The following is a 14027-nucleotide window of genomic DNA, read 5'->3' as shown; positions in this document are numbered from 1 at the left end:
GCCCCTACTTCTTCGGTTACCTGCTCGGACTGATTCACTTCCTGGGCATCATCGCTGCGCTGCATGCGGTGTTCACTGTGCGTACCGCTCAAGGCGCAATCGCCTGGGCAATGTCACTGTTCTTCATTCCCTACCTGACCCTGGTGCCCTATCTGATCTTTGGCGCCCGCTCCTTTTACGCCTATATACAGGCGCGGCGACAAGCCAACCAGGAGATGCACGTGGCGATGGCCGACCTCAACTGGCGCCCCTGGGTGGAGGAAGCCCTGACCGCCCGGGAGTCGGAAAGCTACGCGGCACTGCGTGCCATGCCCAAGCTTGGTCGCATGCCCTGCCTGGCCAACAACCAGGTGAAATTGCTGATCGATGGCACTGCGACCTTCGACGCGATCTTCGCTGCCATCGGCGAGGCGCGGGACACGGTGCTGGTGCAGTTCTTCATCATCCACGACGACGCCATCGGCCAGGAGCTGCAACAACTGCTACTGCGCAAGGCCGCCGAAGGGGTAAGGATTTACGTATTGTTCGATCAGGTCGGCAGCCATGCCCTGCCGGCGCGCTACAGCCAGGTGCTGCGCGAGGGCGGTGTACAGATCCAGGCGTTCTCCTCGCGCCGTGGGTGGTTCAACCGCTTCCAGGTCAACTTTCGCAACCACCGCAAGATTGTCGTGGTTGACGGACTCCAGGGTTTCGTCGGTGGGCACAACGTCGGTGATGAGTACCTGGGCGGCAATCCACGCCTGTCACCCTGGCGCGATACCCACGTGCAGGTCAGCGGACCGGTGCTGGCCTGTCTGCAGGAGTCGTTCGCCGAAGACTGGTATTGGGCCACCCGTGAGCTGCCACCGCTGATCCTGCCCGATGCCTATCCAGAAGATGGCGTACTGTGTCAGGTGCTTGCCAGCGGCCCGGCGGACCCACAGGAGACCTGCCAACTGTTCTTCGTCGAAGCGATTCAGTCGGCAACACGGCGTATCTGGATCACCAGCCCCTACTTCATTCCAGACGAAGCCGTCTTCGCGGCACTGCGCCTGGCAGTGCTGCGCGGCGTCGATGTGCGGATACTGATTCCGTCACGGCCCGACCACAAGATCGTCTATGCCGCCTCCAGCCTGTTCGCCTTCGAAGCTGTGCGGGCCGGGGTGCGCATATTCCGTTATCAGCCGGGCTTCGTGCATCAGAAGGTGATCCTGGTGGACGATGATGTCAGCGCCATCGGCAGCGCCAACATGGACAACCGCTCGTTCCGCTTGAATTTCGAGATCACCTTGCTGACCATCGACCGCGCCTTTGCCGATCAGGTCGAGGCCATGCTGCTGTGCGACTTCGAGCAATCACGGGAGATAACCGCCGAAGACAGCCGTGACACTCATCGGCTGCAGCAGCTGGGGATGCGCATCGCGCGCTTGATTTCACCGATTCTGTAGCCGGAAAAGAAGCGGGGCCGCAAAGGCGGCCCCGTCTTGATCAACGATAGAGATCCTCTCGCGTCCACGGCAGGTCGTGATGGCCATCCGCATACGGCTTCACTGCAAGAATCTGATGCAGGTTGATCCAGCCCTTGGTGAAGGCATAGGCGCATCCAGCCAGGTACAGCCGCCAGATCCGCAGCGTCTTCTCCGGCACCAGCGCCGCAGCGCGATGCAGCTGGTTCTCGAGGTTTTCGCTCCAGTGATTGAGGGTCTTGGCGTAGTGCAGACGCAGGCTTTCCACGTCTACCACCTCCAGCCCTGCCTCGCAGATACGCGCGGTAATCATCGAGATGTGCGGCAGCTCGCCGTGAGGGAATACATAACGATCAATGAAATCCCCAGCACCTCGCCCAACCGGCCGACCATCCACATGCTTGGCGGTGATGCCATGGTTCATCACCAGGCCGCCTTCACGTACGGCGCCGAACAGTCGCTGGCAGTACAGTTCGAGGTTGGCATGGCCGACGTGCTCGAACATGCCGACGCTGACCGCCTTGTCGAAACGGCCATCCTGGGGCAGGTCACGATAGTCGAGAATCTGCAGGTCGACCTTGTCGGCCAGCCCCTCATCCTTGACCCGCTGGCGCCCCAGCGTCAATTGTTCCTTGCTCAGGGTGATGCCGAACACCTTGGCGCCATATTCGCGTGCGGCAAAACGCGCCAGGCCGCCCCAACCGCAGCCGACATCCAACAAGTAATCGCCGGCCTGCAGCCGCAGCTTGCGACACAGATGGTCGAACTTGTCTTGCTGGGCCTGGGCGAGGGTGTTGTCCGGCTCCTTGAAGTAGGCGCAGGAATAAGCCATGTCCGGATCGAGCCACAGTTGGTAGAACTCGTTGGACAGGTCGTAATGGTAGGAAATGGCTTCGGCGTCGGTTTTCTTGTCGTGCGAGGTGCGCACCGGGACTACATCTTCATCGTCTTTGAGCAAAGCCTCGCTGAGCTCGTCGCAAACGCGGATGACTTCGCCAATGTTCCCCTCGAGTTCAAGCTTGCCCTCGACAAAGGCTGTGCCCAGTTCATCCATGCTCGGGTGCGTCAGCTGACTGATCAACTGAGGCTCCTTGACCAGGATGGTGACCTGCGGGCTAGGCCCTAGATCGAACTGGTTGCCGTCCCACAGCTTAAGACGTAAAGGCAAGTGCAGGCTCTGCAACGCAGGTGGAAGTTGCGCAAGCATGAAAGACCCCCTTTCAATTACGGACGCCGTACAAGGATTCGAGCGTCACCGGATCAGGGTAGTTCATTCATCGGAAGTTTCCTTTTATAGCGACCATAGTCCAATACTATCGGCCATGCCGCGACTAACAGATTGTATACAATCCGCGATTCAGCGACTAACCTTGTGCCCCCTCTCGCGCATTCTTCTTCCCTGGAGTGAATCCCATGAAATCCTATGATGTGGTGATCATCGGTGGCGGCCCTGGCGGCTATAACGCGGCCATCCGTGCCGGTCAGTTGGGCTTGAGCGTGGCCTGCGTCGAAGGACGTTCGACTCTCGGCGGCACCTGCCTGAACGTCGGCTGCATGCCCTCCAAGGCGCTGCTGCACGCCTCCGAGCTGTACGAAGCCGCCAGCGGCAGCGAGTTCGCGCACCTGGGCATCGAGGTCAAGCCGACCCTGAACCTGGCGCAGATGATGAAGCAGAAAGACGAAAGCGTGAGCGGCCTGACCAAGGGTATCGAGTACCTGTTCCGCAAGAACAAGGTCGACTGGGTCAAGGGCTGGGGCCGCCTCGACGGCGTCGGCAAGGTCATCGTCAAGGCCGAGGATGGCAGCGAAACCACGCTTCAGGCCAAAGATATCGTAATCGCCACCGGCTCCGAGCCAACCCCGCTGCCAGGGGTGAATATCGATAACCAACGCATCATCGACTCCACTGGCGCCTTGTCGCTGCCGCAGGTCCCCAGGCACCTGGTGGTCATCGGCGCAGGCGTGATCGGCCTTGAACTGGGTTCGGTCTGGCGTCGCCTGGGGGCCGAGGTGACCGTGATCGAATACCTCGACCGCATCTGCCCCGGCACCGACGAGGAAACCGCCAGGACTCTGCAAAAAGCCCTGGCCAAACAGGGCATGAGCTTCAAGCTCGGCAGCAAGGTGACCCAGGCCACGCCTTCGGCGAACAGCGTCAGCCTGACGCTTGAGCCTGCCGCTGGCGGCGATGCGCAGACCCTGGAGGCCGACTATGTGCTGGTCGCCATCGGCCGCCGCCCGTACACCCAGGGCCTGAACCTGGAGAGCGTCGGCCTGCAGACCGACAAACGCGGCATGCTCGCCAATGATCACCACCGCTCCCAGGTCCCCGGCATCTGGGTGATCGGCGACGTCACCTCCGGACCGATGCTCGCGCACAAGGCCGAAGACGAAGCGGTGTCGTGCATCGAGCGTATTGCCGGCAAGGCCCATGAGGTCAACTACAACCTGATCCCCGGCGTCATCTACACCCGACCGGAACTGGCCAGCGTCGGCAAGACCGAAGAGCAGCTCAAGGCAGAGGGCCGTGCCTACAAGGTCGGCAAGTTCCCCTTCACCGCCAACAGCCGCGCCAAGATCAACCATGAGACCGAAGGCTTCGCCAAGGTGCTGGCCGACGCCGAGACCGACGAGGTGCTAGGTGTGCATCTGGTCGGGCCGAGCGTCAGCGAGATGATCGGCGAGTTTTGCGTGGCCATGGAGTTCAGCGCGTCGGCCGAGGATATCGCCCTGACCTGCCACCCACACCCGACTCGCTCCGAAGCCTTACGCCAGGCAGCGATGAACGTGGAAGGGATGGCGATGCAGATCTAAGACAAGGCCGCTTCTGCAAAAGCAGCGCAGGCCCCTGTGGGAGCCGGTTTACCCGCGAAAAGACACCGCGCTGCCTGGCACGGGCTACGCCCCTGTTCGCGGGTAAACCCGCTCCACAGGGGATTGGGCTGGCCCTAGATTTTGGACGAGACAGTTGCTCCTGCAGCGGCTACCACGCCTGCAGGAGCGGCCGCCCATGCCCTACCCCACCGCCCAGTTCTTATCCACAGCCCGCCCGAAACGTCTCGCCAGGAAAGGTGTGATATCCAGCGGCAGTGGCTCGTTGTGGATAACCTTGTCCAGCAACACGCCGGTGATTGCCGAGGTGAGAATCCCTGTGCGGAAATGTCCACACGCGTTGAAGTAGCCAGTCACCTCATCCACAGGGCCAAGAATAGGCAGTTCGTCCGGCGACCCGGGACGCAGCCCCGCCCAGGTACGCTTCAGGCTCACCTGCGCCAGCTCCGGTACACAACGCACCGCCCCCTGAACCAACCCGGCAATTTCGGGGAAGGTATTGCTGACATCGAAGCCCTTGTCTTCCGTAGTGCTGCCAATCAGTACCTCGCCATTATCCTTTTGCGCCATGTAGCAATCACTGGTGGTCAGGCAGCCATCGAGGAGCTTGGGCAAACGTTCGGTGAGAACGATCTGGCCTTTCACCGGCTTGACCGGAATCGAGGCACCAGTGGCCCACTCACTGAGCTCGCCCGCCCAAGCCCCGGCGGCATTGAGCAAGGTGTGACAATGGAAAACCCCCGCCTCGGCAGTGCTTACACCCTTGATCTGCGAGTTCCCCTGCAGCACATCGGTGATGTTGGTGTTCAGATACAGATCGACGCCGTTCTGACGCGCAGCTTCCAGGTAGGCGTCGCCCAGGCGGAACGGGCTGACCTGGTGATCGCAGAGGAACTCCAGCGCCCCCTTGGCCTGCAGGGTCACCGCCGGCTCGCGCTCGCGCAGTGCCTGGCGATCCAGCCAGCGCACCTGGTCCGCCAGGTGCGGGATCTGCGCGACGATGTGCTCGGCGTACAGCTGGTCCTCATCGTCCTGGATGATGTACTTCAATCCGGTGCGCTCGAACTTGAAGTCCATGCCATGGCGCTCGATCAATTCGTGGTGCAGCTGTGGATAAAGTGCATTGGACTGCAGAGCCAGATCGAAGAAACACTGCGGCAGGATATGCGGCGTGCTCGAATCCACCGCCACTGCTGCGCCATGGGCCTCGCGTTTGTTGCGCGAGGACATCATGCGAAAGAAGATCACGCCACACCCCAGGCCCACCGACTCGCCGATGGCCCACAGGCCGCCAGCCGAGGCTCGTGTCGCATTGCCTGGGCGCTTGCTGTCGATCAGGGCGATTTTCAGCCCCTTGCGCTTGGACAACTGATAGGCACAGGAGGCGCCGATCACCCCACCGCCGGCGATGACGATGTCATAGGTCTTGTTCATGCTCAGGCCTCCGTGGCCAGGTGCTGGAATGCGGAAAATGGGATGGGATCGATCGGGAAACGCGGTCGCAGCCAGCCGACATCCGCTCGCCCGGTGCTGGCGCGCAGGCGATCGCTGCAGTAGCCCACACACATGCGCCCCTGGCAGTCGCCCATGCTCACCCGCGTGCGCATCTTCAGGCTGGCCATGTCCTGCACACCTTGCTCGAGCGCCAGGTCGATATCGCTACGGGTGACGTGCTCGCAGCGGCAGATCACCGTGTCGGCCTGCGGCAGCTCGATTTGCGCTGCGCCACGTTGGGTATAGCGCTCGACACCCGCCCTGAACCGCGTGATCGCGGCCAGCTTGCCCAAGTACTGCTCGCGCCGCTCGATGGCCTGGGCGGCGTCGAGCACGCCACGTTGCTGCAGGATCGACACCGCAGCGATGCGCCCGGTCAGCATCGCTGCCTCGCCACCACGGATACCGCCCATGTCGCCGGCCAGGTGGATATGCGCCTGGCTGCTCTGCTGCCAGACATTGCATGTCGCGCGCAGGTAGCCGTCGTCGCTGAACCCATGCGCCAGCCCCAACTGTTGACTGAGCTGGGTGCGCGGAATAAATCCATAACCGACCGCCAAGGTGTCCACCGGCTCGCGCCGCACCCGACTCATGTCGGCTTTCCAATCCTGGCCATAGGGCGCAAGGCTGACTTCGCGCAGTTCACCCTCACCACTGGCGCTGACCACACCCCAGCCATAGTGCATCGCAATGCCGTTGAGCTTCATGTACGCCAGCATGCTGAGGCCGTCGAGAAACAGCTGCGGTTTGTTCAGCAGCGCCAGGCTTTCCTTGGCGATACGGTTGAAGGCGCAGGCCTCGTAGACGCCGGCAACCTTGGCGCCCGCCGCATGCAGTTGGCAGGCCACCAGTGGCAGCAGCGGGCCAGTACCTGCGATCAAGGTCCTGCCCAGCGGCTTGACCACACCGCTCTTGATCTGCAACTGCAGCCCGCCCAGCAGCATCACGCCAGGCAGTGTCCAGCCGGGGAATGGCACATTGCGCTCGTGGCAGCCGGCCGACAGCAGCAGATGGGAATAGTCGATCTCATGCAGTTGCTCGTCGGCATCCACCACCATCAGGCGCTCATGATCGCCGCCAACCACACGGTTGTTCAGGCGCAAGTCGATGTGTTCGGCGCTGCTGGCGAAGTCTTCGTGCAGCGTGTGCAGGGCCTTGCTGTAGCGTGCGCCGAGGTAACCGAGGTCGACACCGGCACGCAGCGGCCCGCGATAGACCACGCCACCCGGCCGCGAGGCTTCGTCGAACAGCAGGCAGTCGACGCCATGCTCGGCCAACTCGATCGCCGCCGCCATGCCCGCCGAGCCGCCTCCCACTATCACCGGTCGCAGACTCATGACTGCACCTCCAGGGCCAGGCGATTGACCTCGGTCTCCACCCGCATCCCCTGCCGAACCACGGTCTGGCAGGCTCGGCGCTTGGGCCGCCCGTCTATCGCCACCAGGCAGCAATGGCAAACGCCCATACCGCAGAAGGCGCCAGCTGGCTGACCGTGGTCGTTGCGCGCCAGCTGACGCAGGCCAACGGCATTGAGCACGCTGAGTACCGTCTCGCCTTCTGCGGCCTGCACCGTCTGGCCATTGATCTGAAAGGTGATGTCAGCCTGCACGACAGGCTGTATGTCGAGCACTCGCTCCAGTGATTGCATGGGCTTCGTCCTTGTTTGAAGAGGACTCGACGGTACGCCAAAGCACTGTGAGGAGATATTGACCTAAGCCGTAGGAATTGAAGGAAGCTTCCTAGGATTTTGTCAGCGTATGACCTGGTTTTTTCTGATGCAGTACCCGTCGAGGTAGGGAAATCCATACTGCGCATCGCCCAGGTTAGCCACCCATGCCTTTGAGGAACATGCTATGCCCCCCACTCGTCACGACACTTCCGGGCAGCTCAAGTTATTCATAGATCGTCTCAAGCGCATCGGCGTCGAAACTGACCTCAGGAAAAATCCGCAGGATGTTGTGCGCAGAATTCGTTTGAGATGACGCGCCGCTTTGCCCAAGGTGTCGGCTCGGATAGCCATTGCCTGAAGCGAGACCTCGATTGATGGCACCGCCCCGTGCAGGTAGATCCGCGAGCACTTGCCGCTCGCAGGACGCGCCGGTTCCTTCCAATAATAAGAGAAGTCTGGACATGCAAGACAACGGATTGAAGCAAAGCCTCAAGCAGCGGCATATCACCATGATCGCGCTTGGCGGCGTGATCGGCGCCGGGTTGTTCGTCGGCTCCGGCAGCCTGATTGCCTCGGCCGGCCCGGCCGCGATTCTGTCCTACGTGATCGGCGGCATCATCGTCACTCTGGTGATGTTCATGCTCGGCGAGATGGCCTCGCGCAATCCTGACGCCGGCTCCTTCTCGACCTACGCCAACACCTACCTCGGCAACTGGGCGGGCTTCACCGTGGGCTGGCTGTACTGGCTCAAGTCGATGATGACCATCACCCTTGAAGCCGTGTTGCTGGGCGCGATCCTCAACGATTTCATGCCCTGGCTGCCGATCTGGATCGGCGCCTTCATCATGCTGGTGACGCTGATCGCCAGCAACGCCTACTCGGTGCGTTCGTTCGCCGAAGTGGAGTACTGGCTGGCGGCGCTGAAGGTGGTCACCATCCTTATCTTCATGCTGCTCGGCGCGTCCATACTGCTGGGGTGGCAGGAAGACATCCCCGCTCCCGGCCTGGTCAACCTCACCGACCATGGCGGCTTCATGCCCAATGGCCTGTCGCCGGTGATGGCCGGGGTGATCGTGGCGATCTTCTCGCTGGGCGGCAGCGAAATTGCCGCTGTAGCTGCCGGTGAATCGGAGAACCCGCGCCGGAACGTGATCCGCGCGATCAAGAGCGTGATCGTGCGGGTGATGCTGTTCTATGTCGGTTCCGTGTCGATCCTGGTGCTCTGCCTGCCCTGGACCGACAAGGCCAACCTCGCCTCGCCCTACGTCGCGCTGTTCACCCTCGCCGGTTTCAAGGGCGCGGCGGTGGCAATGAAACTGGTGTTGTTCGTGTCGTTCATGTCGGTGATGAACTCGTTCATGTTCTCCAACTCGCGCATGCTGTTCTCGCTCAGCCAGCGCGGACATGCACCAGCGCTGTTCGCCCGTACCAACGCCAAGGGCGTTCCGATCAATGCACTGGCGCTGGCGTTCTGCATTTGCGTGACGATTCTGACCTTGCACTTCATCAGCGGCGGCGATCTCTTCCTGACCCTGGCCAGGAGCACCGGTGCGTTCATCATCTTCGTCTGGATCTTCATCATTTTCGCCCACGTCGGCATGCGCCTGAAAACCCGGCATGAAGTGGTGGGCCCAACCTCGTTCAGGGCCTGGGGATTCCCGCTGACCAACGTCATTGCGCTGCTGGCGCTGGTGTCGGTGCTGGCGACACAGGCGATCGACCCAACGACGCGTTTTCAATTCTGGCTGGTGCTGGTGACCTTGCTGGTGATCGTGGCGGCGTACTTCATGGTACGCAGGCGTCGGAGTGGCGAAGTGCGGGAGCTGGCGCGGACTTGATATAAGTCGAGCACTTAATTTTCAAATAAAAATATCGGAGGCAATCACTCATGCCTCCGATATTTTTTGTTCAAACGCGGCGCAAACGTCAGAAGGCGTTATCTCTTCTTGCATTCCTGAGCATGGACTTGGCATATAGGGTACCCAGGCCATGTGCTCCACCGTGCAAACTAATTAAGCAAGGTAGAGGCTTGCCGCTAAGCTCGGACGCCAACAAAAAAGTCCAATCCGTCAGGCATCGGATTGCCAAGTAGAGAAAATATTTTTTCTGCTTGCTCATCAGACAGAGGAAGTTCACCGTCTGATTCAGCCTCAAGGGACTGCCAATTCAAAAGGCTCATAACATCTTTTTCATTAAGAGATGGGATGCGCAAGCGAAACTTTAATGAATTATCAAGACTATCGTCTTTCAGAAAACCTGTCAAAGAAATATACATTATAACGACTCCTCACTTCGGGGTAGTTCGACCAGGAACAGCAGGCTTTGTTTGATTACCAGAGACAGAGTCAAACTCTCCTAAATGCTTGCCTTGTTTATTATATAACTCAACCCTTCCGTGCTGACTATCCCACTCATAAATTCTGCCTTTACTATCCATCCAGCGGCTTCTAAGTTTACCGCCACCACGAACGCTACTTTTAGCCTTCACCGGTTTTGCATCAGGAAACGCAATCAAATCATCAGGTGCCTGATGATATCCTGGAGTACTGAACATCAAGTAGACCGGCTCAATTCCCGAGTCAATCGGGAATGTGATGATCAGGTCATTGGCATCCAGCACTTCACCTGGGTACGACAGTGCCTCAATCTCAAGCGGCTGTAGCTCTACCCCTGTGTAGATTGGCACAGTCTGTGTCGCCGTGGGTGTAGTAGTTGTTGAGGACTGTTCGCCGGGGGCGCGACCTGGCGTCCAAGTTAGAGTGATAGGAGGCTGGTCAGGCACCAGGCTTGGCACTACAACCATGTAGCGCCCAGTCTGCGGGTCCAATGTGGCCGCCCGGACGGGTACGTTCTTTGTTACGTTGATCCCATCGGCAGCGACGACCAAAATGTAAGAGCGACCATCCCCGCGTGTTTCGTTGGCCAATCGATAGGCCAGCTCGACTTTACCCTGTGCAGCAGCGATAGCATTGAGATTGGCCCCCGGCGCAAGACCAAGGTCTCGGGCGTCGACCCCCATACCATAGCGGAAACGGGCTGGAGTCTGGTCTTGAGCTTGACTGGCCGTGGAACTGGGGTAAACCAAGGCGGCAAGCCCTGCTGCAAAGGGAGCACCGACCGTAGCAGAAGTGATCCCGCCCAATGCGGTGATCGCACTCGCGATCCCTTGGCGCAGAGCAGCAAGAGTTGCTTCGGCCAAAGGCACTACGCCTTGTCCGGGTATGCTCAGCGCAGCGGCACTGCCTGCAAACCGGTAAGTGCTGGCCGCCCGGGCGATGGCATTCTGAGTGAGAGCAGTCACGCCCTGTAACTGCGTCTGAGCGTTAGTTCGCGCAGTCTGGATGCCAGCAATGACTTGTTGTCGTTTAGCGCTGTCGGCGAGGGAGGCCTGGTCAAGCTGGTCAGTTACGATGGCATAAGTGCTATTCGTTGTTTGCTGCAGGCTCTGCCGGGCTGCAGCGGCGGCGGCATGTGTTGGGTTCGCTTGAACTTGTGCAATGAGTTCGACCATGCGGGCGTTGACTAGGCTAGCTGCGTTACTACTTGCTTGAATGATCGTATTGCGTTGAGAAGCGATAAGCGTATCGGCGTCAGCCACTAGCTGATTTACCACGTCAGTGAACGTTGAGGCGAGGAGGTTCGCCTGTGCTTTAACTGATTGACTGATCTGAGCGAGCTCGTTTGCATTGATTTGACTACTGGCCGCTGCAGCAAGGGCATCAATCTGCTGGTCACTTTGCTGAACCGACTGTTGGACAGCCTGCGTAGCGGCTTGTCGTTCAGCATGGGTCAGAGTCGATGAGTCGGAAAACTGACTTTCCAGCGTTTGTCTTTGCGTAGCCAGGTGCTGTTGCGCAGGTTCCGTAATGGCTGATAGCTCACTGCTGACTGACTGAATAACGGCTTGTGCTTCTCGTTCTGCAGCTTGAGCGACGGCCAACTGTTCGCGCAACGTCGCCGCCTGAGCATTGAGCAGAGAGATTTGGTCGCCAAGATAGCGGGCCTGATATGTCGCAGCCAGAGACTCCTGCCATCTGGGAATGACATTCACTGCTACGTTGCCACTGATGGCGAGGTCTGTCACAGTCCGGATGAAATCAACACGCCCCTTGCTTGAAAAATCTGCAGAGTAAAAGCTGTTTGCCTTCGTTTGCTGAGTTTGACGTTGGATAGTTTTTTGGTTCGTCGCGCTTTCGCGCAAATTTATTTCCCTAAGCAAAACTCCGACAGAGGTAGAGTCACCTGCGTACGTCCCCCCTCGCGCGGTATCAAGCTCTTTTTGTAGCGTGGATGCTAAAACAGCAACGCTTGCTAGATATTGTTCATTAATGCGTTTTGTTTCTTTTTCATAAACCGAAGTCAGGTAAGCCGACATAGCGCTTCGAAACTGCGCCTGACTTGTAATCGGGCCAAAATTTACTGACGGTAGCCCAGGGATGTTGATGGGAACGGTGGGCTCACCAACAAATGTTGGTCCGAGATAGACTGGCTCACCAATAGGGGGGTCAATTCCAGGGGCTGTAACAGGCGTTGCGGGTAATTCAATAGGTCCTTGCACCATGATATCGCTCCATAACTCGTGATCGATGAAATGAGCGGTTCGCCTTCCTGCGCATTCGGGATGTGAGGTGGCAAGCCACCAGAGTACTGTATAGATGAACAGCAAATTTAAGAAATAAGAATCAATTGCAAAATGTGAACTGAACAAGGTCGCCTCCGGTATCGTCGCCTCGTGCGTCTTTCGACGGGTGGGCTACTGGGCCGAGGTCGCGGGTATCGCGATCGAAGCTTCGGGCGTACGCGGGCTGCGGCTTTATCAGAAAAGCCGGATGGAGACCTCGTGGTCAAAGCGCTGGATGTGACTCACGGAACCAGGGGCGATTCAGCTGAAACGAGGTGCGCAACGAAAAAGGGAGCCGGTTAAGGCTCCCTTCGTCAGCGACAGTTTTATTGCGGTGCGACAGTTTTAATTCGCAAAATCCATCCCCCGCTCAGCGAAGCCGCTTACTCCACCGTCACCGACTTCGCCAGGTTACGCGGCTGGTCAACGTCAGTGCCTTTGAGCACGGCCACGTAGTACGACAGCAGCTGCAGCGGAATGGTGTACAAGATCGGTGCCAGGGCATCGATGATGTGGGGCACCTTGATCACATGGGTGCCTTCACCATTGCTCATGCCGGCGTTCTCGTCGGCGAATACCACCAGCTCGCCGCCACGGGCGCGGACTTCCTGCAGGTTCGACTTGAGCTTTTCCAGCAGCTCGTTGTTCGGCGCGACGGTAACCACCGGCATGTCGGCGTCGACCAGCGCCAGCGGGCCGTGCTTGAGCTCACCTGCCGGATAGGCTTCGGCGTGGATGTAGGAGATCTCTTTGAGCTTGAGCGCACCTTCCATCGCCACCGGGTACTGGGCACCACGGCCGAGGAACAGGGTGTGGTGCTTGTCGGCGAACAGTTCTGCAGTCTTCTCGACCACGCTGTCCATCGCCAAGGCTTCGCCCAGACGCGCGGGCAGACGGCGCAACTCTTCGACCAGTTCGGCTTCGACAGCGGCATCGAGCGTGCCACGCACTCGGCCCAGGGCGAGGGTCAGCAGCATCAGAGATACCAGCTGAGTGGTGAAGGCCTTGGTCGAAGCAACGCCGATTTCCGGGCCGGCCAGCGTCAGCAGGGTCAGGTCGGATTCACGTACCAGCGAGCTGATGCCGACGTTGCAGATCGCCAGGCTGCCGAGGAAGCCCAGCTCCTTGGCGTTGCGCAAGGCAGCCAGGGTGTCGGCGGTTTCGCCGGACTGGGAGATGGACACGAACAGGGTGTCTGGCTGCACCACCACCTTGCGATAACGGAACTCGCTGGCGACTTCGACTTGGCACGGAATACCCGCCAGGCTTTCCAGCCAGTAACGCGCAACCATGCCGGCGTGATAGCTGGTGCCGCAGGCGACGATCTGTACATTTCGCACCTTGGCGAACAGCTCGGCAGCTTGCGGGCCGAAGGCCTGGACCATGACGTGGTCGCTGCCCAAGCGGCCTTCGAGGGTGCGCTGCACCACGGAAGGCTGCTCGTGGATTTCCTTGAGCATGAAGTGGCGATAGGTGCCCTTGTCGGCAGCCTCGGCGCCTTCGTGGTACTGCACGGTTTCGCGCTGGACCTTGCTGCCGGCCTGATCCCAGATGTTCACCTGGTCGCGGCGGATTTCGGCGATATCGCCTTCCTCGAGGTACATGAAGCGGTCGGTGACCTGACGCAGCGCAAGCTGGTCGGAGGCCAGGAAGTTCTCGCCGTGACCCAGTCCGATCACCAGCGGGCTGCCGCTGCGCGCAGCAACCAGACGGTCCGGCTGCTTGACGCTGATCACCGACAGACCGTAGGCACCATGCAGGCGCTTGACCACCGCCTTGAACGCGTCGGTCAGGTCGGGAATGCTCTTGAGGGTGTGGTGGATCAGGTGGACGATCACCTCGGTGTCGGTCTGCGAGGTGAACACGTAGCCGAGGCCCTTGAGCTCTTCACGCAGTTCTTCGTGGTTCTCGATGATGCCGTTGTGCACCACGGCCACTTCCTGGCCGGAGAAGTGCGGGTGGGCAT

Annotated in this window: 10 protein-coding genes; 3 read left to right on the top strand and 7 right to left on the bottom strand. The window is 59.8% G+C overall.

Going from position 1 to position 14027, the window contains the following annotated elements; translation table 11 throughout:
- The coding region (gene cls, locus VA602_RS02905) for a cardiolipin synthase (RefSeq protein WP_323452425.1) at positions 1-1427 on the top strand (1427 nt) is incomplete at its 5' end.
- Positions 1428-1467: 40 nt separating this feature from the next.
- Here cls and cfaB read toward each other — a convergent pair.
- The gene (cfaB, locus tag VA602_RS02900; protein ID WP_063541884.1) at positions 1468-2652 is read right to left on the bottom strand and encodes a C17 cyclopropane fatty acid synthase CfaB; all 1185 of its coding nucleotides are present in this window, start codon (positions 2650-2652) and stop codon (positions 1468-1470) included.
- Between the two features lie 206 nt (positions 2653-2858).
- Between cfaB and lpdA the strand changes: the two genes are divergently transcribed.
- Entirely contained in the window at positions 2859-4259 is a 1401-nt protein-coding gene (gene lpdA / locus VA602_RS02895; RefSeq protein WP_323452424.1) for a dihydrolipoyl dehydrogenase, read from the top strand.
- A 201-nt stretch (positions 4260-4460) separates the two neighbouring features.
- Here the strand turns inward: lpdA and hcnC are convergent, their stop codons facing one another.
- From hcnC to hcnA, 3 genes are read right to left on the bottom strand one after another with little or no spacing between them, the layout of a single operon-like run.
- Entirely contained in the window at positions 4461-5711 is a 1251-nt protein-coding gene (hcnC, locus tag VA602_RS02890) for a cyanide-forming glycine dehydrogenase subunit HcnC (RefSeq protein ID WP_323452423.1), read from the bottom strand.
- Positions 5712-5713: 2 nt separating this feature from the next.
- On the bottom strand, positions 5714-7108 hold the full coding sequence (gene hcnB, locus VA602_RS02885) for a cyanide-forming glycine dehydrogenase subunit HcnB (RefSeq protein ID WP_323452422.1): 1395 nt from the start codon (positions 7106-7108) through the stop codon (positions 5714-5716).
- A complete protein-coding gene (hcnA, locus tag VA602_RS02880) occupies positions 7105-7419 on the bottom strand; it encodes a cyanide-forming glycine dehydrogenase subunit HcnA (protein ID WP_323452421.1) in 315 nt (104 codons plus the stop codon). The genes hcnB and hcnA overlap by 4 nt, the downstream gene beginning before the upstream one ends.
- A gap of 482 nt (positions 7420-7901) precedes the next feature.
- On the opposite strand from hcnA, the gene VA602_RS02875 reads away from it, so the two are divergent.
- A complete protein-coding gene (locus VA602_RS02875) occupies positions 7902-9278 on the top strand; it encodes an amino acid permease (protein ID WP_323452420.1) in 1377 nt (458 codons plus the stop codon).
- Between the two features lie 197 nt (positions 9279-9475).
- On the opposite strand, the gene VA602_RS02870 is transcribed toward VA602_RS02875, so the two are convergent.
- From VA602_RS02870 to glmS, 3 genes are all read right to left on the bottom strand, one after another.
- Entirely contained in the window at positions 9476-9715 is a 240-nt protein-coding gene (locus VA602_RS02870) for a pyocin S6 family toxin immunity protein (protein ID WP_153774320.1), read from the bottom strand.
- A gap of 12 nt (positions 9716-9727) precedes the next feature.
- Positions 9728-12148 carry an S-type pyocin domain-containing protein gene (locus VA602_RS02865; protein ID WP_323452419.1) on the bottom strand — a complete coding sequence of 807 codons (2421 nt, stop codon included), beginning with the start codon at positions 12146-12148 and terminating at the stop codon, positions 9728-9730.
- 296 nt (positions 12149-12444) lie between these two features.
- A partial coding sequence (gene glmS / locus VA602_RS02860; RefSeq protein ID WP_323452418.1) for a glutamine--fructose-6-phosphate transaminase (isomerizing) occupies positions 12445-14027 on the bottom strand: 1583 nt, incomplete at its 5' end.

This window comes from Pseudomonas machongensis (genome assembly GCF_034961125.1).
Classification (GTDB): Bacteria; Pseudomonadota; Gammaproteobacteria; order Pseudomonadales; family Pseudomonadaceae; genus Aquipseudomonas; species Aquipseudomonas machongensis.
This window is presented reverse-complemented; position numbering and strand designations above follow the sequence as displayed.

Bases quoted from the DNA above. Each gene is read 5' to 3' on its own strand.
- cfaB (WP_063541884.1), bottom strand. From the start codon at position 2,652: ATGCTTGCGCAACTTCCACCTGCGTTGCAGAGCCTGCACTTGCCTTTA.
- lpdA (WP_323452424.1), top strand. From the start codon at position 2,859: ATGAAATCCTATGATGTGGTGATCATCGGTGGCGGCCCTGGCGGCTAT.
- hcnC (WP_323452423.1), bottom strand. From the start codon at position 5,711: ATGAACAAGACCTATGACATCGTCATCGCCGGCGGTGGGGTGATCGGC.
- hcnB (WP_323452422.1), bottom strand. From the start codon at position 7,108: ATGAGTCTGCGACCGGTGATAGTGGGAGGCGGCTCGGCGGGCATGGCG.
- hcnA (WP_323452421.1), bottom strand. From the start codon at position 7,419: ATGCAATCACTGGAGCGAGTGCTCGACATACAGCCTGTCGTGCAGGCT.
- VA602_RS02875 (WP_323452420.1), top strand. From the start codon at position 7,902: ATGCAAGACAACGGATTGAAGCAAAGCCTCAAGCAGCGGCATATCACC.
- VA602_RS02870 (WP_153774320.1), bottom strand. From the start codon at position 9,715: ATGTATATTTCTTTGACAGGTTTTCTGAAAGACGATAGTCTTGATAAT.